This window comes from Streptomyces sp. NPDC007856 (assembly GCF_042868225.1).
GTDB lineage: Bacteria > Actinomycetota > Actinomycetes > Streptomycetales > Streptomycetaceae > Streptomyces.
This window is the reverse complement of record NZ_JBIAEC010000017.1, coordinates 58,191-78,539: the sequence shown is the minus strand read 5'-3', so window position 1 is coordinate 78,539 and position 20,349 is coordinate 58,191. Positions and strand designations below refer to the sequence as shown.

20 protein-coding genes are annotated in these 20,349 nt (G+C 70.6%); 16 read left to right on the top strand and 4 right to left on the bottom strand.

Going from position 1 to position 20,349, the window contains the following annotated elements; genetic code table 11:
- Window positions 1–25: 25 nt before the first annotated feature.
- A complete protein-coding gene (locus tag ACFYOH_RS33905; RefSeq protein WP_388633743.1) occupies window positions 26–469 on the bottom strand; it encodes an SRPBCC family protein in 444 nt (147 codons plus the stop codon).
- Window positions 470–628: 159 nt separating this feature from the next.
- Between ACFYOH_RS33905 and ACFYOH_RS33900 the strand changes: the two genes are divergently transcribed.
- The 5 genes from ACFYOH_RS33900 to ACFYOH_RS33880 all read left to right on the top strand — a co-directional run bounded on the left by ACFYOH_RS33900 (window position 629) and on the right by ACFYOH_RS33880 (window position 4,606).
- Window positions 629–1,669, top strand: a complete 1,041-nt coding sequence (locus ACFYOH_RS33900; RefSeq protein WP_388633742.1) for an Rv2578c family radical SAM protein — start codon at window positions 629–631, stop codon at window positions 1,667–1,669.
- A 172-nt stretch (window positions 1,670–1,841) separates the two neighbouring features.
- Window positions 1,842–3,395, top strand: a complete 1,554-nt coding sequence (locus ACFYOH_RS33895) for an alpha/beta hydrolase (RefSeq protein ID WP_388633739.1) — start codon at window positions 1,842–1,844, stop codon at window positions 3,393–3,395.
- A gap of 73 nt (window positions 3,396–3,468) precedes the next feature.
- The gene (locus ACFYOH_RS33890) at window positions 3,469–3,903 is read left to right on the top strand and encodes a RidA family protein (RefSeq protein WP_388633736.1); all 435 of its coding nucleotides are present in this window, start codon (window positions 3,469–3,471) and stop codon (window positions 3,901–3,903) included.
- Window positions 3,904–3,926: 23 nt separating this feature from the next.
- Window positions 3,927–4,097 carry a hypothetical protein gene (locus tag ACFYOH_RS33885; protein WP_388633733.1) on the top strand — a complete coding sequence of 57 codons (171 nt, stop codon included), beginning with the start codon at window positions 3,927–3,929 and terminating at the stop codon, window positions 4,095–4,097.
- Window positions 4,082–4,606 (top strand): GNAT family N-acetyltransferase, encoded by a 525-nt coding sequence (locus ACFYOH_RS33880; RefSeq protein ID WP_388633731.1) that lies wholly within the window; start codon window positions 4,082–4,084, stop codon window positions 4,604–4,606. The genes ACFYOH_RS33885 and ACFYOH_RS33880 overlap by 16 nt, the downstream gene beginning before the upstream one ends.
- A gap of 7 nt (window positions 4,607–4,613) precedes the next feature.
- Here ACFYOH_RS33880 and ACFYOH_RS33875 read toward each other — a convergent pair whose 3' ends face one another.
- Complete coding sequence (locus tag ACFYOH_RS33875; protein ID WP_388633728.1) at window positions 4,614–5,198, bottom strand: adenylosuccinate lyase; 585 nt, start codon at window positions 5,196–5,198, stop codon at window positions 4,614–4,616.
- Between the two features lie 392 nt (window positions 5,199–5,590).
- Here ACFYOH_RS33875 and ACFYOH_RS33870 point away from each other — a divergent pair, with 392 nt between their 5' ends.
- The 9 genes from ACFYOH_RS33870 (at window position 5,591) to pssA (ending at window position 16,564) form a co-directional block, all read left to right on the top strand.
- Complete coding sequence (locus tag ACFYOH_RS33870; protein WP_388633726.1) at window positions 5,591–7,396, top strand: 3-hydroxyacyl-CoA dehydrogenase family protein; 1,806 nt, start codon at window positions 5,591–5,593, stop codon at window positions 7,394–7,396.
- Between the two features lie 154 nt (window positions 7,397–7,550).
- Entirely contained in the window at window positions 7,551–8,369 is an 819-nt protein-coding gene (locus tag ACFYOH_RS33865; RefSeq protein ID WP_388633723.1) for a TetR family transcriptional regulator, read from the top strand.
- A gap of 455 nt (window positions 8,370–8,824) precedes the next feature.
- A complete protein-coding gene (gene ccrA, locus ACFYOH_RS33860; RefSeq protein ID WP_388633973.1) occupies window positions 8,825–10,162 on the top strand; it encodes a crotonyl-CoA carboxylase/reductase in 1,338 nt (445 codons plus the stop codon).
- Between the two features lie 9 nt (window positions 10,163–10,171).
- Window positions 10,172–12,199, top strand: coding sequence for a protein meaA (locus ACFYOH_RS33855; RefSeq protein WP_388633720.1), 2,028 nt, complete (start codon window positions 10,172–10,174; stop codon window positions 12,197–12,199).
- On the top strand, window positions 12,196–13,161 hold the full coding sequence (locus ACFYOH_RS33850; RefSeq protein ID WP_388633718.1) for an HpcH/HpaI aldolase/citrate lyase family protein: 966 nt from the start codon (window positions 12,196–12,198) through the stop codon (window positions 13,159–13,161). Before ACFYOH_RS33855 ends, ACFYOH_RS33850 begins: the two co-directional genes overlap by 4 nt.
- 15 nt (window positions 13,162–13,176) lie before the next feature.
- Window positions 13,177–13,689: a MaoC family dehydratase gene (locus ACFYOH_RS33845; RefSeq protein WP_019757884.1), complete on the top strand. Its 513-nt coding sequence runs from the start codon at window positions 13,177–13,179 to the stop codon at window positions 13,687–13,689.
- Window positions 13,689–14,894 carry an acyl-CoA dehydrogenase family protein gene (locus ACFYOH_RS33840; RefSeq protein ID WP_388633715.1) on the top strand — a complete coding sequence of 402 codons (1,206 nt, stop codon included), beginning with the start codon at window positions 13,689–13,691 and terminating at the stop codon, window positions 14,892–14,894. Before ACFYOH_RS33845 ends, ACFYOH_RS33840 begins: the two co-directional genes overlap by 1 nt.
- A gap of 169 nt (window positions 14,895–15,063) precedes the next feature.
- Window positions 15,064–15,720 carry a phosphatidylserine decarboxylase gene (locus ACFYOH_RS33835; RefSeq protein WP_228620641.1) on the top strand — a complete coding sequence of 219 codons (657 nt, stop codon included), beginning with the start codon at window positions 15,064–15,066 and terminating at the stop codon, window positions 15,718–15,720.
- Window positions 15,721–15,742: 22 nt separating this feature from the next.
- Window positions 15,743–16,564 (top strand): CDP-diacylglycerol--serine O-phosphatidyltransferase, encoded by an 822-nt coding sequence (gene pssA, locus ACFYOH_RS33830; RefSeq protein ID WP_323377294.1) that lies wholly within the window; start codon window positions 15,743–15,745, stop codon window positions 16,562–16,564.
- Window positions 16,565–16,820: 256 nt separating this feature from the next.
- Here pssA and ACFYOH_RS33825 read toward each other — a convergent pair whose 3' ends face one another.
- Window positions 16,821–17,957, bottom strand: a complete 1,137-nt coding sequence (locus ACFYOH_RS33825) for a glycerate kinase (protein WP_388633713.1) — start codon at window positions 17,955–17,957, stop codon at window positions 16,821–16,823.
- A gap of 165 nt (window positions 17,958–18,122) precedes the next feature.
- Between ACFYOH_RS33825 and ACFYOH_RS33820 the strand changes: the two genes are divergently transcribed.
- Entirely contained in the window at window positions 18,123–19,208 is a 1,086-nt protein-coding gene (locus ACFYOH_RS33820; RefSeq protein ID WP_388633711.1) for an ADP-ribosylglycohydrolase family protein, read from the top strand.
- Window positions 19,209–19,236: 28 nt separating this feature from the next.
- Window positions 19,237–19,728, top strand: coding sequence for an NUDIX domain-containing protein (locus ACFYOH_RS33815; protein ID WP_388633708.1), 492 nt, complete (start codon window positions 19,237–19,239; stop codon window positions 19,726–19,728).
- A 59-nt stretch (window positions 19,729–19,787) separates the two neighbouring features.
- Here the strand turns inward: ACFYOH_RS33815 and ACFYOH_RS33810 are convergent, their stop codons facing one another.
- The gene (locus ACFYOH_RS33810; RefSeq protein WP_388633706.1) at window positions 19,788–20,306 is read right to left on the bottom strand and encodes an ATP-binding protein; all 519 of its coding nucleotides are present in this window, start codon (window positions 20,304–20,306) and stop codon (window positions 19,788–19,790) included.
- Window positions 20,307–20,349 lie beyond the last annotated feature (43 nt).

Genomic DNA, 20,349 nt, shown 5'->3' with positions numbered 1-20,349 from the left:
CCCCTTCACCGCTGGAGCCTTGGCCCTACTTCTCGACCTCGGCGGCGAGCCTGGCGAGCACGGCGTCGTAGATCCGGCCGAGGCCCTTGGGTGCGAACGTCTTCTCGAAGAAGCCACCGATGCCGCCGGCGCCCTTCCAGGTGGTGGTGACGACGACCCGGGACTTCCCCTCGCCGGCGGGGGTGACGCGCCAGGTGGTGACCATGGAGGAGTTGCGGTCCTTCTCGACCAGCTCGCCGTCGGTGGGCTCGCTGACCTCCAGAAAGCAGTCGCGCACCCGCTTGCTGGTGGCCTGCAGCTTCCAGTGGACGAGGGTGCCCTCGCCGTCGCCGCCCTCGCGGACCTCGTACTCGCTGAAGTGCTCGGGCAGCAGCTTCTGCCGCGTGCCGCGGTAGTCGGCGAGGGCGTCGAACACCTTCTCCGCGTCCGCCGCGACGACCCGCTCCGTAGTGGCCTCGACCTGCGCCATTGCGTTCCTCCACGACCTGGTTTCTCGGGGTTGGGGAAAGCCAATCACCCCGGTGCCCGGCCACCAAATCGGGGGGTGCCGTCAAGGCTTCTCACCAGGGGCCGCACGATCATGGGAACACATGTTCTATTGTGTGCGCAGTGCTAGCGAGGAGGCGTCATGCGCTGGGAGAACCTCACGGACGAGGGCCAACACGGCCGGGCCGAGACCGCGCTGTTCGGCGCCGACGCCGTCACGACCCGCACCTTCGACCTGCCCGAGTTCCGCGGGATCACCTTCCACGAGGTCCGCGCGCGCTCCGTGCTCAACCGGGTGCCGGGCGCCTCGCGCATGCCGTTCGAGTGGACCGTCAACCCGTACCGGGGCTGCACGCACGCATGCGTCTACTGTTTCGCGAGGAAGACGCACAGCTATCTGGACCTCGACACCGGCATCGGCTTCGACACCCAGATCGTCGTCAAGGTGAACGCGCCCGAGGTGCTGCGCCGCCAGCTCGCCTCCCGCCGCTGGCAGGGCGATCACGTGGCGATGGGCACGAACGTCGACTGCTACCAGCGCGCCGAGGGCCGCTACCGCCTGATGCCGGGCATCATCTCCGCCCTGACCGAACACGCCAACCCGTTCTCGATCCTCACCAAGGGCACCCTGATCCTGCGCGACCTGGACCTGCTGGTGCGCGCGGCCGAGGTGACGGACATCGGCATCTCGGTCTCCGTCGGCTTCCTCGACGCCGAGCTGTGGCGCACGGTGGAGCCGGGCACGCCCGCGCCGGAGCGCCGCCTGGACGTCGTGCGCACCTTGGGCGAACACGGCATCGGCTGCGGGGTGCTGATGGCGCCGGTCATCCCGTTCCTGAGCGACCATCCGGACCGGCTGCGAGCCACGGTACGGGCGATCGCGGCGGCCGGGGCCACCTCCGTCACCCCGTTGGTACTGCATCTGCGGCCCGGCGCCCGGGAGTGGTTCATGGCGTGGCTCGCGCAGCACCATCCGTATCTGGTGCGGCGCTACGAGCGGCTGTACGCGGAGGGCGCCTACGCGCCCAAGTGGTACCAGCGCCGGATCACCCGTCAGGTGCACGAGCTGGCGCAGGAGTACGGCATCGGGCCAAGCCGTCCGGGCCTGGCCCGCCGGATCCGCCCGGAGCAGCCGGCCGAGCCCGAGGCCGTGGCCGAACCGACCCAGCTCACCCTCATGTGAGGGCTCACCGGGGGGCGTTGCCCACCCTCGCGTGAGGGTGTTCGACGGCTTCGGTCGACCCAATCGGGTCATCTCTGCCCATAACGTGTTCTTCTGCGCGCCGATTCCGGGACGATACGGCGGAAGATGTGGACCTTCGCAGTCCGCCGACACCGCCGTCCCGGGAGGACGCATGAGAACACGCGCAGCCGTGCTGTGCGCGGCCGCCGCCGTGCTGGCTGGGTCGGTCACCGCCGTTCCCGCGCACGCCGCCCCCTCGGCACACCTCAGCTGGAAGGAGTGCGGCACCGGCAAATATCCGACACTCCAGTGCGCGTCCCTGAAGGTGCCGTTGGACCATGCGAACCCGTCCGGCCGGCAGATCACGCTCGCCCTCTCGCGCGTCCCGCACACCGCGCAGACCTCCCAGGGGCCGCTGCTGGTCAACCCCGGCGGGCCCGGCGGCAGCGGACTGACCCTCGCCGGCTTCGTCGCCTCGGCCCTCCCCCGGAGCGTGGCCGCGCAGTACGACATCGTCGGCTTCGACCCGCGCGGGGTGGGCCGCAGCAGCCCGGCCCTGAACTGCGCGCCGGGCCACTTCAGGCCGGTGCGCCCGGACACCGTGCCCGCCACGGCCGAGTTGGAGCGGACCAACCTCGCACGCGCCGGATCCTTCGCCGCCGCCTGCGGTCGCAAGTACGCCGACGTGCTGCCGTACATCGACACCGTCAGCGCCGCACGCGACATGGACTCCATCCGCCGGGCGCTCGGCGCGCCGAGGATCAGCTACTTCGGCTACTCCTACGGCACCTACCTCGGCGCGGTCTACGCGAGGCTGTACCCGGAGCGGGTCCGCCGCCTGGTGCTGGACTCGGTCGTCGGCCCGGTCGGCGTCTGGTACGAGGACAACCTCGCCCAGGACTACGCGTTCAACGACCGCCATCGCGCGCTGATGGCCTGGATCGCCCGGTACGACTCCACGTACCACCTAGGCAAGGATCCCGAGAAGGTCGAGGCCGAGTGGTACGCGATGCGGGCGGCCCTGGCGAAGAAGCCGGCCGGCGGCAAGGTGGGCGCCTCCGAGTTGGAGGACACCTTCATCCCCGGCGGCTACTTCGACGGTTACTGGCCCTACCTCGCCAGGGCGTTCGCGGCGTACACGCGCGCGAAGAACACCGGGCCGCTGGTGGAGGCCTACCAGAACTTCGCGGCCGTGGGCGGCTCGGGGGAGAACGGCTACAGCGTCTACTCGGCGGTGCAGTGCCATGACGCCCCCTGGCCGAACAGCTGGAACCGGTGGCGCGCGGAGACCTGGGACGTGTACGGCAAGGCGCCCTTCATGGCCTGGAACAACGCCTGGTACAACGCGCCGTGCGCGTTCTGGCCGACCGCGCGGCGCACGCGGCTGAACATCGCCAACGCCGAGCTGCCGCCGGTGCTGCTGTTCCAGGCGACGGACGACGCGGCAACGCCGTATCCCGGCGGTGTCACGGTCCACCAGTTGCTCGCCCGGTCCAGCCTGGTGGTCGAGGAAGGCGGCGGCAACCACGGCATCACGCTGAGCGGCAACGCCTGCCTGGACAAGTACCTGGTCGCGTATCTGACGAACGGCCAGGTGCCGCGCGGCGCGGGTGTCGCCGACGCGGTCTGCGCGAAGTCGCCCGACCCGAAACCCCTGGCGGCGAAGGCGGCGTCGACGTCGTCAGGCGGCTCGGCACTGCACGGCCTGCTGGGCTTCCGACGGTAGGGACGGCCCCCGCCGGCCGGGCGAATCCGCGACCGGTCGGGGCGTTGTCAGTGGCGTGCGCCACCATGGAGCCATGACCGAACCGACCCGCATCACCGCCCCCGACGGCGTGGCCCCCGCGACCCAGTACAGCCATGTCGTCTCGGCGACCGGCCGCTTCGTCGCCGTCTCCGGCCAGCTCGCCCTGGACGAGCACGGCAAGCTGGTCGGCGAGGGCGACCCCGCGGCCCAGGCCCGCCAGGTCTTCGAGAACCTCAGGCGCTGTCTGACCGCGGCGGGCGCCGGCTTCGAGCACGTGGTGAAACTGACCTACTTCATCACGGACACGGCCCACCTCCCGGCCATCCGCGCGGCCCGCGCCGCCCACATACCCGACGATCGCCTCCCGGCGTCCTCCGCGGTCCAGGTGGCCGGGCTGGTGGCACCGGAGTTCCTGATGGAGATCGAGGCGCTGGCAGTGGTGGGCGACCGGCCGGGGCGGGCCGACGGACCGGGCCAGGGCTCCTAGCCGGGCAGGGGCCGCGCTGTCAGGTGGCAGTCCTCGACGATCCGGCCGGGACGGTTCCGGCCGCGCCCCACCTGGAGACCCGCACCGGGCACATCACCGCGCACCTGAGCCGTCTGGCGGAGCTGTGCCGTCGCGACGCCCCGGTCCGGCTGGTCGGCCGCCGCATTAGGGTGCGGGCATGGATGATCAGCTGACTTCGGTACGCCCCATGAGCCTCGCCGACTGCGACCGCGTCTCCGAGATCCGCATCCACGGCTGGCAGCACGCCTATGAGGGGATCATGCCGCAGTCGTACCTCGACGGGCTCAGCATCGCGGCGGACGCCGAGCGGCGGCGGGCGTGGTTGGCGCAGGGGGACGGCTCGGTGGTGAACCTGGTCGCCGAGCGGGCGGGCAAGGTCCTCGGCTGGGCGGCGTACGGGCCGTACCGGGACGGTGAAGTGCGCACCGCCGACGCCGAGTTGTACGCGATCTACGTCGATCCGGCGCACCTCGGCGCGGGTGTCGGCCGGGCCCTGCTCGCCGAGGCGGTCGAGCGGTGCTCGTCGTACCCGCGCATGTATCTGTGGGTCGTGCGGGAGAACCTCTCGGCCCGCCGTTTCTACGAGCGCGCCGGGTTCCGGCCGGACGGTGTCGAGGAGCCCTTCGAGGCGGGCGGCGTGTCGGTGCCCGAGGTGCGGTACGTCAGAGAACTGTCCGGCTGACGGGGCGTCATCCGGCCTCGTCCTGCTGCGGGATGAGGGCCAGCGCCCGCACCGCCGCCTCCGCGAGGGCCGGATGGGCGAGGGCCTCCTTCAGGACGCGGCGGGCGCAGGGGTCGCCGAGGGTGCCGAGGCCGTCCACGCAGGCGAGGGCGACGCGGTGGTAGGGGTCGTGCGGGCGCAGCCGGCGTTCCAGGGTGGTGATCAGGGCGGGCACGGACTCCGGGGCGCGCAGGTCGGTCAGCAGCCGTACCGGGTGCAGGGCGTAGGCGACGCGGAGTTCGTTGGTGGCGAGGGCCGCCGCGGCGCGGGCGGTGCGGGGGTCGCCCAGGCGGGCGAGGGCATGGGCGGCGGAGGCGCAGCGCGGGGGGTCACGGTGGTTGAGGAGGAGCACCAGTGACTCGAAGGCGCGCCGGTCGCCGGCGCGGCCGAGCCGGAACGCAGCCAGTTCCCTGGCCCACAGCGGCTGTCCGGGGGCTGTGAGCACCTCCGCGAGTTCGTCGTGGTCCTCGGCGGCCAGCAGCCGGTCGAACGCCGCCGAACCGTGGGACTCCTGCCGTAAGCGTTCCGTGAGCGATCGCAACTCTTCGTCCACGAAGTCCAGCGTAGGCGGGTCGCGTGGCGTGCGGGAGCTACATCACAAAGTCGGGCCGGACTCAGATCTGGCGTGCTCGTTACTCACGGGTTAAGCTCAGACGAGCGAGTTACCCACTCGCGCTTCCGCTGACGACGGTTTGGTGACGCAGCCGTTGTGAGCGTTGTCGGTTCGGTACGACGTACCGCAGTACGACCCGGCTCCGGGACAGGGCCGGTCGGATTCGCCGCCGTTTGCCGTTCACGGGCGTGTGCAGCGCCCGTGGCATCCGGCAGCACCGGGCGTGTGCGCTCAGCAGCCCGGCAACACCCGCATCCCTTTCCGCTCCGCGGTGCGCCCCTCGGCGCACCCGGCGCGCTCCTCGTCGTCACCCTCATTCCTGGAGTCCCGCGATGGCCACTCCCCTTTCCGACTCAAGCCTGTCCCCGCTCAAGACGATCGCCGTCGTCGGCCTCGGCACCATGGGCACCGGCATCACCGAGGTCCTCGCCAAGGCGGGCCGCGAGGTGATCGGCATCGACATCAGCGAGGCCCAGGCGGCGAAGTGCGTCGCCGCCCTGGAGGCCCGAACCGCCGGCTGCGTGGATCGCGGCCGGCTCACCGAGCAGGAGCGCGCCGACGCCCTGGCCCGGGTGCGCACCGCCACCGACCTCGCGGCGGCGGCCGACGCCGACCTCGTCATCGAGGTGGTCCCGGAGTCGTACGAGGTCAAGCACCAGATCTTCCGTGAACTGGACGGCATCGTCCGCCCGGAGACGATCCTCGCGACCGGCACCAACGCCCTGTCCGTCACCCGCCTCGCCGCCGACTCGGCCCGCCCCGAGCGGGTGCTCGGCCTGCACTTCTTCAACCCGGCGCCGGCCATGAAGCTGGTCGAGATCGTCTCCTCGGTGCTGACCGCGCCGGGCGCCGTCGCCGCCGTCACCGACCTCGCGATCGAGCTGGGCAAGGAGCCGGTCGCGGTCGGCGACCGCCCCGGCTTCGTCGCCGACGGCCTGCTCTTCGGCTACCTCAACCAGGCCGCCGCGATGTACGAGGCCCGCTACGCCTCCCGCGAGGACATCGACGCGGCGATGCGGCTGGGCTGCGGCCTGCCGATGGGCCCGCTCGCGCTGCTGGACCTGATCGGCATCGACACGGCGCGCACGGTCCTGGAGGCCATGTACGCCGAGTCCCGCGACCGGCTGCACGCACCGGCCCCGATCCTGAAGCAGCTCAGCGAGGCGGGCCTGACCGGCCGCAAGTCCGGGCGCGGCTTCTACACCTACGAGGCTCCGGGCAGCGCCACGGTCGTGCCGGACGCGCTGACCCCGGCGGCGGACGCCGCGACCGCTCAGGGGCGGGAGGTCCGCTCCGTCGGCGTCGCCGGCTCCGGCACCATGGCCTCCGGCATCGCCGAGGTGTTCGCCAAGGCGGGCTACGACGTCGTGCTGGCCGCCCGCAGCGAGGAGAAGGCCCAGGCCGCCAGGGCCCGGATCGGCAAGTCGCTTTCGCGCTCTGTCGACAAGGGCCGGCTGACCGCCGAGGCCGCCGCGCAGATCCTGGACCGGATCACCCCGGCCGGGTCCTACGACTCCTTCGCCGAAGTCGACCTGGCCGTCGAGGCGATCGCCGAGGACCTGGAGGTCAAGCGGCAGCTGTTCGCCGCGCTGGACAAGGTCTGCAAGCCCGGCGCGGTCCTCGCCACCACCACCTCCTCGCTGCCCGTCGTGGCCTGCGCCCGCGCCACCTCGCGCCCGCAGGACGTGATCGGCATGCACTTCTTCAACCCGGCGCCGGCGATGAAACTGGTCGAGGTCGTGCGGACCGTGCTGACCGCCGACGACGTCCACGCGACCGTCCGGGAGGTCTGCGCGAAGATCAAGAAGCACGCGGTGGACTGCGGCGACCGGGCCGGCTTCATCGTGAACGCGCTGCTGTTCCCGTACCTGAACAACGCGATCAAGATGGTCGAGGAGCACTACGCGTCCCTGGACGACATCGACGCGGCGATGAAGCTCGGCGGCGGCTACCCGATGGGCCCGTTCGAGCTGCTGGACGTGGTCGGCCTGGACGTCTCGCTGGCCATCGAGAAGGTCCTGCACCGCGAGTTCCGCGACCCGGGCCTGGCCCCGGCCCCGCTGCTGGAGCACCTGGTGGCCGCGGGCTGCCTCGGCCGCAAGACGGGCCGCGGCTTCCGCGAGTATGCCCGCCGCTGAAGGCGCAGGCGACTGGTCGCGCGCGGAGACGGACTGGGGCGGACTGCTCGACCCGGTGGACGCTCCCCCGCCCTCCTGGGGCGGGGGCGGCTCCCAGGGCGGGGGAAACCCCTCACCCGCGCACCGAACTGCGCACATGCAGTACGTTCGGGTCATGTCCCAGCCCGCCAAGTCCTCACGTACACCAGCTACGCCCGACGCGCCGGAAAGTGCCGCAGGCAGTCGCGCCGCCGCCCAGCGGCTCAAGATGCGCCGAGAACTGGCGGCCGCAGCCATGGAGCTGTTCGCGACCAAGGGGTACGAGGCGACCACCGTCGACGAGATCGCGGCCGCCGCCGGAGTCGCCCGCCGCACCTTCTTCCGCCACTTCCGCTCCAAGGAAGAGGCGATCTTCCCGGACCACGACGACACCCTGATCCGCGCCGAGGCGGTGCTCAACGCCGCCCCCGCGCACGAGCACCCGCTCGACACCGTGTGCCGTGGCATCAAGGAAGTCATGAGGATGTACGCGGCGGCCCCGGAGATCTCGGTCGCCCGCTACAAGCTCACCCGCGAGGTGCCCACCCTCAGGGAGGCCGAGATCGCCTCGGTGGCCCGCTACGAGCGCCTGTTCACCCGCTATCTCCTGGGCCACTTCGACGAGCACGCGCACGCCGACGACGCCAACGACGACCCGCTGCTGGCCGAGGTGGCCGCCTCCGCCGTCGTCACCGCCCACAACCACGTCCTGCGGCGCTGGCTGCGGGCGGGCGGCCAGGGCGACGTGGAGGCGCAGCTCGACCACGCCTTCGCGATCGTCCGCAAGACCTTCGGCACCGGCATCGGCGCCGGGCGCGGCTCGGCCCCCAAGCCGGCCACCACCGCCCCGGCGACGGCCTCCACGCACGGCGAGGTGCTCGTCACGGTCGCCCGTACCGACGCGCCGCTGGACGAGGTCATGCGGACCATCGAGGAAGCGCTGAAGGAGCGCTGAGCGAGGCTCGGACGGAGCGCCGACCCCACTCCCCCGCTGTGACGACGGCCACCCGACCGGGTGGCCGTTTTGCCATGCCAGGGCCCGTTTTCGAGGAGATTTCAGGCCCCGTTCGATCGATCATCGCTCATTTGTTACGTAAAGATTTCACCTGAGCCCAACTTCTGGCACTCAGTGCCTTGCAGCCTGACACGCGGTGTCATACGTTGAAGATGTCCGGGCGGCCGGCGAGCAGAGACCGTTCGCTCGCCGGCTGTCCCCAAAGGCCCACGGCCCGCGCGCCCGGACGCCTGCGTCACAGGCAACCTCCTGCGCCACAAAGCGCTGCCGAAGCACCACCGAGCCGACCCGACGGCACCTTTCCCAAACCCTCAGCAGCACTCCCAGCAGCAGCACCGACGACCCCTCAGCGCCCCTCCCTCAGGGCGCTCACCGCCGGAGGCAACACCGTGACCGTGAAGGACATCCTGGACGCGATCCAGTCGAAGGACGCCACGTCCGCCGACTTCGCCGCCCTGCCGCTCCCCGAGTCGTACCGCGCGATCACCGTGCACAAGGACGAGACGGAGATGTTCGCGGGCCTGGAGACCCGCGACAAGGACCCCCGCAAGTCGATCCACCTGGACGACGTTCCCGTGCCCGAGCTGGGCCCGGGCGAGGCCCTGGTGGCCGTCATGGCCTCCTCGGTCAACTACAACTCGGTGTGGACCTCGATCTTCGAACCGCTGTCCACGTTCGGGTTCCTGGAGCGCTACGGCCGTACCAACGAGCTGGCCAAGCGTCACGACCTGCCGTACCACATCATCGGCTCCGACCTCGCGGGCGTGGTCCTGCGCACCGGCCCGGGCGTCAACGCCTGGAAGCCCGGTGACGAGGTCGTCGCCCACTGTCTGTCCGTCGAGCTGGAGTCCTCCGACGGCCACAACGACACCATGCTCGACCCCGAGCAGCGCATCTGGGGCTTCGAGACCAACTTCGGCGGCCTCGCCGAGATCGCGCTGGTCAAGTCCAACCAGCTGATGCCGAAGCCGGCGCACCTCAGCTGGGAGGAGGCCGCGGCCCCCGGCCTGGTCAACTCCACCGCCTACCGTCAGCTGGTCTCCCGCAACGGCGCCGGTATGAAGCAGGGCGACAACGTGCTCATCTGGGGCGCGAGCGGCGGCCTCGGCTCCTACGCGACGCAGTTCGCGCTCGCGGGCGGCGCCAACCCGATCTGTGTCGTCTCCTCGCCCCAGAAGGCGGAGATCTGCCGCTCCATGGGCGCCGAGGCGATCATCGACCGCAACGCCGAGGGCTACAAGTTCTGGAAGGACGAGCACACCCAGGACCCGAAGGAGTGGAAGCGCTTCGGCAAGCGCATCCGTGAGCTGACCGGGGGCGAGGACATCGACATCGTCTTCGAGCACCCCGGCCGCGAGACCTTCGGCGCGAGCGTCTACGTCACCCGCAAGGGCGGCACCATCACCACCTGCGCCTCGACCTCGGGCTACATGCACGAGTACGACAACCGCTACCTGTGGATGTCCCTGAAGCGGATCATCGGCTCCCACTTCGCCAACTACCGCGAGGCCTGGGAGGCCAACCGGCTCATCGCGAAGGGCAAGATCCACCCGACCCTGTCGAAGGTCTACTCCCTGGAGGACACCGGCCAGGCAGCGTACGACGTCCACCGCAACCTGCACCAGGGCAAGGTCGGCGTGCTCTGTCTCGCCCCCGAGGAAGGCCTCGGCGTGCGCGACGAGGAGATGCGCGCCCGGCACATCGACGCCATCAACCGCTTCCGGAACGTCTGAGGGCCATAGATGACAGAGCGCCAGAAGGACCGTCCGTGGCTCATGCGGACGTACGCCGGCCACTCCACGGCCGAGGCGTCCAACGAGCTGTACCGGCGCAACCTCGCCAAGGGCCAGACCGGTCTGTCGGTGGCATTCGACCTGCCGACGCAGACCGGCTACGACCCCGACCACATCCTCGCCCGCGGCGAGGTCGGCCGGGTGGGCGTGCCCGTCGCGCACCTCGGTGACATGCGCCGGCTGTTCCAGGACATCCCCCTGGAGCAGATGAACACCTCGATGACGATCAACGCCACCGCCATGTGGCTGCTGGCGCTCTACCAGGTCGTCGCCGAGGAGCAGGGCGCGGACATCACCAAGCTCCAGGGCACGACCCAGAACGACATCGTCAAGGAGTACCTGTCCCGCGGGACGCACGTCTTCCCGCCGGGGCCCTCGCTCCGCCTGACGACGGACATGATCGCGTACACGGTCTCCCACATCCCGAAGTGGAACCCGATCAACATCTGCAGCTACCACCTGCAGGAGGCCGGGGCCACGCCGGTGCAGGAGATCGCGTACGCGATGTCCACCGCGATCGCCGTCCTCGACGCCGTGCGCGACTCCGGCCAGGTGCCGCAGGAGCGCATGGGGGACGTGGTCGCCCGCATCTCCTTCTTCGTGAACGCGGGCGTCCGCTTCATCGAGGAGATGTGCAAGATGCGGGCGTTCGGCCGCATCTGGGACAAGGTCACCCGTGAGCGGTACGGCATCGAGGACCCCAAGCAGCGCCGGTTCCGCTACGGCGTCCAGGTCAACTCCCTCGGCCTGACGGAGGCTCAGCCGGAGAACAACGTCCAGCGGATCGTGCTGGAGATGCTGGCCGTGACCCTCTCCAAGGACGCACGCGCGCGTGCCGTTCAGCTGCCCGCCTGGAACGAGGCCCTCGGCCTGCCCCGCCCCTGGGACCAGCAGTGGTCGCTGCGCATCCAGCAGGTGCTGGCCTACGAGAGCGACCTGCTGGAGTACGAGGACATCTTCGAGGGCTCGAAGGTGATCGAGGCGAAGGTGGACCAGCTGGTCGCGGACTCCCTCGCGGAGATCGACCGCATCCAGGAGATGGGCGGCGCGATGGCCGCCGTGGAGTCCGGCTATCTGAAGTCCCAGCTGGTCTCCTCGCACGCCGAGCGCCGGGCCCGGATCGAGTCCGGCCAGGAGAAGATCGTCGGCGTCAACGCCTTCGAGGGCACCGAGCCCAACCCGCTCACGGCCGACCTGGACACCGCGATCATGACGGTCGACCCGGCGGTCGAGGCCCGGGTCATCGCCGGGCTCCAGAACTGGCGCGACACCCGCTACCAGCCGCCCTTCAACCACCCGCGCCCGTGCAAGGCGCTGGAGCGGCTGAAGGAGGCGGCCAAGGGCACGGACAACCTGATGGAGGCCACGCTGGAGTGCGCCCGCGCCGGGGTCACGACCGGCGAGTGGGCGGGCGCGCTGCGCGAGGTGTTCGGCGAGTACCGGGCGCCCACCGGGGTCTCCTCCGCGCCGGTGGCGGTCGCCGCCGAGCCGGGCTCCGCGCTCGCCGAGGTGCGCGCCAAGGTGGATGCCACCGCCCGCGACCTGGGCGTCGGCAAGCTGCGCTTCCTGGTCGGCAAGCCGGGCCTGGACGGGCACTCCAACGGCGCCGAGCAGATCGCCGTACGCGCGCGTGACGCCGGCTTCGAGGTGGTCTACCAGGGCATCCGGCTCACCCCCGAACAGATCGTGGACGCGGCCCTCGCCGAGGACGTGCACGCGGTGGGCCTGTCGATCCTGTCCGGCTCGCACGCCCAGCTGGTGCCGGACGTACTCCAGCGGCTGCGTGTGGCCGGTGCCACAGATATACCGGTGATCGCCGGTGGCATCATCCCGAATGGTGACGCCGAGCAGCTCAGGGCCGCCGGTGTCGCCGCGGTGTTCACCCCGAAGGACTTCGACATCACCGGAATCATCGGCCGCATCGTCGACGAGATCCGCAAAGCGAACAAGCTCGACCCCCTGGAGGTCCCCGCATGACCACGCCTGTCAACCGCCTTCGCCCGCGGCGCTCCTGCCTGGCCGTGCCGGGCTCGAACCCGCGCTTCCTGGAGAAGGCGCAGGGCCTCCCGGCGGACCAGGTCTTCCTCGACCTGGAGGACGCCTGCGCGCCGCTCGCCAAGCCCGAGGCGCGGCACACCATCGTCAAGTTCCTCAACGAGGGTGACTGGACGGGCAAGACGCGCGTCGTGCGCGTGAACGACTGGACGACCGAGTGGACGTACCGGGACGTCGTCACGGTCGTCGAGGGCGCCGGCCAGAACCTCGACTGCATCATGCTGCCGAAGGTCCAGAACGCCGAGCAGATCGTGGCCCTGGACCTCCTGCTGACGCAGATCGAGAAGACGATGGGCTTCGAGGTCGGCAAGATCGGCATCGAGGCGCAGATCGAGAACGCGCAGGGCCTGAACAACGTCAACGCGATCGCGCAGGCCTCGCCGCGCGTCGAGACCATCATCTTCGGCCCGGCCGACTTCATGGCGTCCATCAACATGAAGTCCCTCGTCGTGGGCGAGCAGCCGCCCGGCTACCCGGCGGACGCCTACCACTACATCCTGATGAAGATCCTGATGGCCGCCCGCGCCAACAACCTCCAGGCGATCGACGGCCCCTACCTGCAGATCCGCAACATCGACGGCTACCGCGAGGTCGCGCAGCGCGCCGCCGCGCTCGGCTTCGACGGCAAGTGGGTGCTGCACCCGGGCCAGGTCGAGGCGTCCAACGAGATCTTCTCGCCGTCCCAGGAGGACTACGACCACGCCGAGCTGATCCTGGACGCGTACGACTACTACACGTCCGAGGCGGGCGGCAAGAAGGGCTCCGCGATGCTCGGCGACGAGATGATCGACGAGGCCAGCCGCAAGATGGCCCTGGTCATCTCCGGCAAGGGCCGGGCCGCCGGCATGCAGCGCACGTCGAAGTTCGAGATTCCCGCCGGCTAAGGAGCCCTGAGCACGATGCAGTTCGGACGCACCTACGAGGAGTTCGAGGTCGGGGCGACGTACAAGCACTGGCCGGGCAAGACGGTCACGGAGTACGACGACCACCTGTTCTGTCTCCTCACCATGAACCACCACCCGCTCCACATGGACACGAACTATGCGGAGAAGACGACGGACTTCGGCAAGAACGTCGTCGTCGGCAACTACATCTACTCCCTGCTGCTCGGCATGTCCGTGCCGGACATCTCCGGCAAGGCGATCGCCAACCTGGAGATCGAGTCGCTCAAGCACGTGGCGCCGACCTTCCACGGCGACACGATCTACGGCGAGACGACCGTGCTGGACAAATGGCCGTCGAAGTCGAAGAACGACCGCGGGATCGTCTACGTCGAGACCAAGGGCTACAAGCAGGACGGCACGCTCGTGTGCGTATTCCGCCGCAAGGTGATGGTGCCGACCGAGACGTACATCAAGGAGCGCGGCGGCGAGCAGCCGGGCCGCCCGGAGCTGAAGCAGCAGGAGAAGTAATGGCCCGTCTCGCCCAGACCGCCGGTCTGACCGACGTCCAGCAGGAGATCCTCTCCACCGTGCGGGACTTTGTCGACAAGGAGATCATTCCTGTCGCGACCGAGCTGGAGCACCGCGACGAGTACCCGCAGCAGATCGTGGACGGCCTGAAGGAACTCGGCCTGTTCGGTCTGATGATCCCCGAGGAGTACGGGGGTCTGGGCGAGTCGCTCCTGACCTACGCCCTGTGCGTGGAGGAGATCGCCCGCGGCTGGATGTCGGTGTCCGGCATCATCAACACCCACTTCATCGTCGCGTACATGCTCAAGCAGCACGGCACACAGGAGCAGAAGGACCACTTCCTGCCGAGGATGGCGGCCGGCGACATCCGGGGCGCCTTCTCCATGTCGGAGCCGGGCCTGGGCTCCGATGTGTCGGCGATCACGTCGAAGGCGGTCAAGGACGGCGACGAGTACGTCCTGAACGGCCAGAAGATGTGGCTGACGAACGGCGGCACGTCCTCCCTCGTGGCCGTCCTCGTCCGGAGTGACGAAGGACACCCCGAGGGCACCGCGCCCCACAAGTCGATGACGACCTTCCTGGTCGAGAAGGAGCCGGGCTTCGGCGAGGTCCGCCCGGGGCTGACGATCCCCGGCAAGATCGACAAGATGGGCTACAAGGGCGTCGACACCACCGAGATGATCATGGACGGCCTGCGGGTACCGGCCGATCGGGTGCTCGGCGGCGTCACCGGCCGAGGTTTTTACCAAATGATGGACGGCGTCGAGGTCGGCCGGGTCAACGTGGCGGCGCGTGGCTGTGGCGTCGCCCAGCGCGCCTTCGAACTCGGCATCCAGTACGCCCAGCAGCGGCACACCTTCGGCAAGCCGATCGCCCAGCACCAGGCCATCCAGTTCAAGCTGGCGGAGATGGCCACCAAGGTCGAGGCCGCCCATGCGATGATGGTCAGCGCGGCCCGCAAAAAGGACTCCGGCCAGCGAAACGACCTTGAGGCCGGGATGGCGAAGTACCTGGCCTCGGAGTACTGCAAGGAGGTCGTGGAGGACGCCTTCCGCATCCACGGCGGCTACGGCTTCTCCAAGGAGTACGAGATCGAGCGCCTCTACCGGGAGGCTCCGATGCTGCTCATCGGTGAAGGTACCGCCGAGATCCAGAAAATGATCATCGGCCGCAGGCTGCTCGAAGAGTATCGACTCCAGGGCTGATTGTCCGTATACGGGGTGTTTTCTTCGAGAAGAAGATCACACCCCGTAGATGTAGTTCGGCCGTCGACTCGGCAGCCTGGCTTGCCCAGTTGTGGCCCGCGACCGGTACGATCCCGGGAAAGCCGCCGTCCCCCGTCTTGCGCGGCATCATCCGCTACGAAGGTCATCCATGCCCCACAGCCAAACCTCTGCACCTCGCGACAGCCGAGCCGGCGTACGCCTCGCGCGCGGAGCATCGCCGTGGCTTCTCCCGACCGTCGCCACCGCAGCACTCAGCCTGGCCCGCGCCCGCCGCTCCGGCGCGGCCAAGGCCGTGGCCGTGCCCGCCACCGCGCTCGCCGCGGGCATGCTGTGGTTCTTCCGCGACCCCGAGCGCGAGATCGGCTCCGGCCGGGTGATCTCGCCCGCCGACGGTGTGGTGCAGAGCATCATGCCGTGGAAGGACGGGCGCACCCGCGTCGCGATCTTCATGAGCCCGCTGAACGTCCACGTCAACCGCGCGCCCCTCGCGGGCACGGTGACATCCGTCGAGCACATCCCCGGCGGCTTTGTTCCGGCCTTCAACAAGGAGAGCGAGAACAACGAGCGCGTAGTCTGGCATTTCGACACCGAACTCGGCGACATCGAGATGATCCAGATCGCCGGCGCGGTGGCCCGCCGCATCGTGCCCTACATCCCCGCGGGCACGAAGGTCGAGCAGGGCGACCGTATCGGTCTGATCCGCTTCGGCTCGCGTGTCGACCTCTACCTGCCCGAGGGCGTGGAGGTCGCGGTCGAGGTCGGCCAGAAGACCGTGGCTGGGGTGACTCGCATTGACCGTGATTGATCCGGAGACCCAGGCCGGCTGGGTGCCCGAGGCCGACGAGGTGGACGACGAGGAGGAGATGCCCCTCTCTCTCCGTCTGTCGATAGCGGACACCCTCACCCTGGGCAACGCCACGTGCGGGTTCATGGCGGTGTACTTCACCACCACCGGCATCCTGATCCCGCACCTGACCGGGAACGACGAGTCCGCGGGCATGGCGCGGCACAGCGCCGCCACGGCCGTCATCCTGATGCTCTGCGCGGCCGTCTTCGACCTGTTCGACGGGCTGGTGGCCCGCAAGCTGCGCTCGTCGCCGATGGGCGCGGAGCTGGACAACCTCTCCGACCTGATCAGCTTCGGGCTCGCGCCCGCGTACTTCGTCCTCGTCTACGGCATGGTCGCGGACGACGCACACCAGAGAATGGCGGCGCTGGGGGCAATCGTGGTGCTCCTGGCGGTCGTCCTCCGGCTGGCGCGCTTCTCCTGCGTGACCATGAAGGACGGCATGTTCCAGGGCATGCCCAGCCCCTTCGGGGCGCTGACGGTGGTCTCCATCGTCCTGCTGGAGCTGCCCTTCGTGGCGACGCTGCTGGCGATTCTCGGTACGGCGTGGCTGATGGTGAGCCGGGTGGAGTACCCGAAGCCCAGGGGCCGCCTGGCGGGGGCCATGCTCGCATGGATCGTCCTGTCGATGGGCCTGCTGGCGGCCTGGGCCTTCGACGCGCCCAGCGGGCAGCTGCTGCTCCAGACGGGCTGCGCGCTCCAGCTGGTCATGGGCGCGGTGATTCCGTTGTTCGCCACGGCTCGGCGGGTGAACAACTTCCGCGACAACCGGCGCGAGGCGCGGGCGGCGCAGTTGCCGTAGCGGCGCTTTGGCAGGGGCCCCGGACCAGGCAACGGTTCGGGGCCCCTCGCTTGTGTGGCCCACCTGGGGGCTCCGCCCCCAGACCCTCGGCTTGTCCACCCGCCCACCTGACTCGGTTGGCTGAGAGGTGAAGCGACAAGACCACGTCCGCCCCGGAACAGTGGCTCTCCAGCCGCCTGAGACGGGTGGCCGGGTGGGCGGGTGAGCGGGTGAGCGGGTGGGAAACGGGGGTCTGGGGGCGGAGCGCCCAGGGGCCTCAGTCCAGGTGGTCCTCGGCGATCCGCATGGCGACCCGCTCGAGAATCGGCCCCGCGTCCGCGATGCACCTGGCCACGTCCGGCTCGACGGAGGTCAACGGGTACGCCCTCTCGATCCCCGCCCGCAGCAACGCCTCCGGCGACAGAGCGAGCCGCCCGCACACAGCCACCACGGTCCTTCCCGCGGAGCGAGCCGCGGCAGCAACACCCGCCGGCGCCTTCCCGTGCAGCGTCTGCTCGTCCAGCGAGCCCTCACCGGTGATCACCAGCGAGGCCCGCTGCAGCGCGGGCGCGAAGCCCAGGACGTCCAGCATGACCTCGATCCCGGGCCGGAAACGGGCGCCGAGGAGCAGCGCGCCGTACCCGATGCCGCCCGCCGCGCCCGCGCCCGGCGACGCCGCGTACTCCGCGGCCGGCGGCCCGACCTCGGCCTCCAGCACCTTGGCGAAGTGGACGAGGGCCGCGTCCAGGGTCTCCACGTCGTCCGGGGAGGCGCCCTTCTGCGGGCCGTACACCGCCGGCGCGCCCTTCGGCCCGGTCAGCGGATTGTCGACGTCGCTCGCCAGCACCAGCTCCACCGACGACAGCCGCGGGTCCAGGCCGGACAGATCGGTGCGGGCGAGCTCCGCCAGCCCGCCGCCGCCCGGCGCCACCGGCTCGCCGTCCTCGTTCAGGAAGCGCGCGCCCAGCGCGGACAGCATGCCCGCGCCGCCGTCCGTCGTGGCGCTGCCGCCGACGCCGAACACGATCGTCCGCGCGCCCGCGTCCAGCGCGGCCCGCAGCAGCTCGCCGGAGCCGTACGTGGAGGCGGTCAGGGGTGCGAAGACCCCGGCCGGGAGGCGCTGGAGGCCGCTCGCCTCGGCCATCTCCACGACCGCGGTCCCATCGCGCAGCGCGAACGCGGCGGTCACCTCCTGGCCCAGCGGGCCGGCGACCCGTACCTCTCGGCGCTCGAAACCGGCCGCGACCGCCGCGTCCACCGTCCCGTCGCCGCCGTCGGCCACGGGCAGCGCCTCGATGCGAAGATCCGGCACGACCCGGCGCAATCCGGCCGTCACCCGCTCGGCGACCTGCACGGCCGTCAGCGAGCCCTTGAACTTGTCCGCGGCGATGAGCACCCGACGGGTCTCGTTCACTGCAGCGTCCGCCACCTTGCTTTCCCCTTGCTCTCCGGGCCCCGCGCACGTCAGGGCCAGTCGCGCCGCTGCGACCTTAACCGGAGGAGTCCTCCCTCGTCATGCCCCGACCGAAGGCTGGGAAGCGGCTGGGAACACCCTGGGCAAAACGGGTAGACCCCAGCCATGACCAGCCAGCCCCCGCAGCCCGCCGGCCTGCCCGCCCTCGCCGACCGCATCCACGGCGGCTGGCTCGGCCGGATCGCGGGCAACATGCTCGGCAAGCCGGTGGAGCAGGGCGAGGTGTGGACCCGCGAGCGCATCGACCGCTATCTGCGCACCGCCGAGGCGCTGCCGCTCACCGACTACCTGCCCGAACCCGCCGACCCGGCCGAGACCGCCGTACTGCGCCCGGAGTGGCGGGACTGCGTGCGCGGCCGGATCCACGGCAGTGTGCGCGACGACGACGTCGACTACGCGATCCTCGGCCTGCACCTGCTGGAGACGTACGGCTTCGGCTTCAGCACCGAGCAGGTCGGCGACCTGTGGCTGCTGCGGCTGCCGTATCTGCAGACCTTCACCGCGGAACGGGCCGCGTACCGCAATCTCGCCAACGGGCTGAAGCCACCGCTGACGGCGACGTACGACAACCCGTACCAGGAGTGGATCGGCGCGCTGATCCGCGCCGACGTCCACGGCTGGACCCATCCCGGCGATCCCGTGGCCGCCGCCGGGCTCGCACGCCGGGACGCGGTGCTCTCGCACACCGGGAACGGCGTGTACGGCGCCATGTGGGCGGCCGCGCTGATCGCCGCCGCCTTCACCGCCCCCACGGTGCGGGACGCACTCGACACGGCGCTCGGCGTGATCCCGGCGAGCAGCAGGCTCGCCCGTACCGTACGGCGGGTCATGACCCTGCACGAGACACGGCTGCCCTGGGAGGAGACCCTGGCCACGCTGGCCGCGGAGACCGCCGGGCTGGGCTGGATCCACACCGTCCCGAACGCCGCCGTCCTCACCGCCGGACTGCTGTACGGCGACGGCGACTTCACCCGGACCATCGCCCTGACCGTGCGCGGCGGCCTGGACACCGACTCCAACGGGGCTACGGCGGGCTCGGTGACCGGGGTCCTCACCGGCGCGGACGCGATCCCGGCCCAGTGGAGGGACCCGCTTCAGGACACGGTACGGAGCGCGGTGTTCGGCTTCGACTCCGTACGGATCAGTGCGCTGGCGGAACGCACCCTGCGCCTGGCGACGGCGGCCCGGTAGCCGCTCCGCGCCTGGTTACCCTTCCCCAATGACGACTCCTGACTTCGCCACGTACATCGCGAGCCTGCCCCGAGTCCTCGCCGGCGCGGCCGTGCTCTTCCGGGACGCCGAAGGGCGCGTGCTGCTGGTCGAGCCCAACTACCGCGAGGGCTGGGCGCTGCCGGGCGGCACGATCGAGTCGGACGACGGGGAGACTCCGCGCCGGGGCGCGCGCCGGGAGACGCTGGAGGAGATCGGCCTCGACCGGGAGCCGGGCCGGCTGCTGGCCGTGGACTGGGTGCACGGCACGGGCCGGCCCCCGCTGGTGGCGTACCTGTACGACGGCGGAGTCCTCACCGAGGCCGAGCTGAAGGCGATCCGCCTCCAGGAGGAGGAGTTGCTGTCCTGGCGCCTGGTCCCGCGCGAGGAGATCACCGACCACCTCCCCGGCGCCCTCGGCCGCCGCGTCCTGACCGCTCTGGACGTCCTCGCGGACGGCTCCGGCACCGCGGAGCTGGAGAACGGCCACCGGGTGGCGTGACCGGCCTTTCACCGGCCGCGGTCGCGGCGGGGCGCCGGGCGTGGCTCGGCTGAAGGTGTTCAGGCCGCCATCAAGGCGTTCTCGGTGCTTTCCACGGCCGGGTGCTCGGATCGCAGTTCGAACCAGATGGTCTTGCCAGTGGCTGTCTCCGTGCTGCCCCAGGCATCGGCGAGCAGGTCGAGGAGTTCCGTGCCGCGCCCGCCTTCCGCGTCGGTGTCGACGACGCTGCGCAGCGGGCCGGCGGACTCGGTGTCCTCCACCTCGCACGCCAGTCGGGAGTCACGCACCCGCAGGTTGAGCCGGAGCGGCCCGCGGGTGTGCCGCAGGGCGTTGGTGACCACCTCGCTGACCAGGAGCTCAGCGGTGTCGGCCAGGTCGGCCAAGGACCAGTCGCTCAGCTGAGCGGTCACCAGGCGTCGTGCTCGGCCCGCCGAGGTCAGTTCCCGGGGCAGGGGCCAGGAGGCGTCCCAGACGGTGGCGCGACCCCGGGGAGCGTCCAGCGGCCGTATCGGTGCGAGCGTACGGGACCAAAGAGCCCACTGCCGGGTGGCCCAGGAGAGCGCGGCGTGTGTGGCCATGGGAATCAGTCCTTCGGAGGGAAGCCGTACATGTAGCAGTCGC

What these genes read in the sequence shown, in the direction of transcription:
- ACFYOH_RS33905 (WP_388633743.1), bottom strand. Translation starts at nt 469, where the DNA reads ATGGCGCAGGTCGAGGCCACTACGGAGCGGGTCGTCGCGGCGGACGCG.
- ACFYOH_RS33815 (WP_388633708.1), top strand. Translation starts at nt 19,237, where the DNA reads ATGACGACTCCTGACTTCGCCACGTACATCGCGAGCCTGCCCCGAGTC.
- ACFYOH_RS33835 (WP_228620641.1), top strand. Translation starts at nt 15,064, where the DNA reads ATGCCCCACAGCCAAACCTCTGCACCTCGCGACAGCCGAGCCGGCGTA.
- ACFYOH_RS33855 (WP_388633720.1), top strand. Translation starts at nt 10,172, where the DNA reads ATGACAGAGCGCCAGAAGGACCGTCCGTGGCTCATGCGGACGTACGCC.
- ACFYOH_RS33880 (WP_388633731.1), top strand. Translation starts at nt 4,082, where the DNA reads ATGGATGATCAGCTGACTTCGGTACGCCCCATGAGCCTCGCCGACTGC.
- ACFYOH_RS33845 (WP_019757884.1), top strand. Translation starts at nt 13,177, where the DNA reads ATGCAGTTCGGACGCACCTACGAGGAGTTCGAGGTCGGGGCGACGTAC.
- ACFYOH_RS33895 (WP_388633739.1), top strand. Translation starts at nt 1,842, where the DNA reads ATGAGAACACGCGCAGCCGTGCTGTGCGCGGCCGCCGCCGTGCTGGCT.
- ACFYOH_RS33870 (WP_388633726.1), top strand. Translation starts at nt 5,591, where the DNA reads ATGGCCACTCCCCTTTCCGACTCAAGCCTGTCCCCGCTCAAGACGATC.
- ACFYOH_RS33810 (WP_388633706.1), bottom strand. Translation starts at nt 20,306, where the DNA reads ATGGCCACACACGCCGCGCTCTCCTGGGCCACCCGGCAGTGGGCTCTT.
- ACFYOH_RS33890 (WP_388633736.1), top strand. Translation starts at nt 3,469, where the DNA reads ATGACCGAACCGACCCGCATCACCGCCCCCGACGGCGTGGCCCCCGCG.
- ACFYOH_RS33900 (WP_388633742.1), top strand. Translation starts at nt 629, where the DNA reads ATGCGCTGGGAGAACCTCACGGACGAGGGCCAACACGGCCGGGCCGAG.
- ACFYOH_RS33820 (WP_388633711.1), top strand. Translation starts at nt 18,123, where the DNA reads ATGACCAGCCAGCCCCCGCAGCCCGCCGGCCTGCCCGCCCTCGCCGAC.
- ACFYOH_RS33840 (WP_388633715.1), top strand. Translation starts at nt 13,689, where the DNA reads ATGGCCCGTCTCGCCCAGACCGCCGGTCTGACCGACGTCCAGCAGGAG.
- ACFYOH_RS33865 (WP_388633723.1), top strand. Translation starts at nt 7,551, where the DNA reads ATGTCCCAGCCCGCCAAGTCCTCACGTACACCAGCTACGCCCGACGCG.
- ACFYOH_RS33850 (WP_388633718.1), top strand. Translation starts at nt 12,196, where the DNA reads ATGACCACGCCTGTCAACCGCCTTCGCCCGCGGCGCTCCTGCCTGGCC.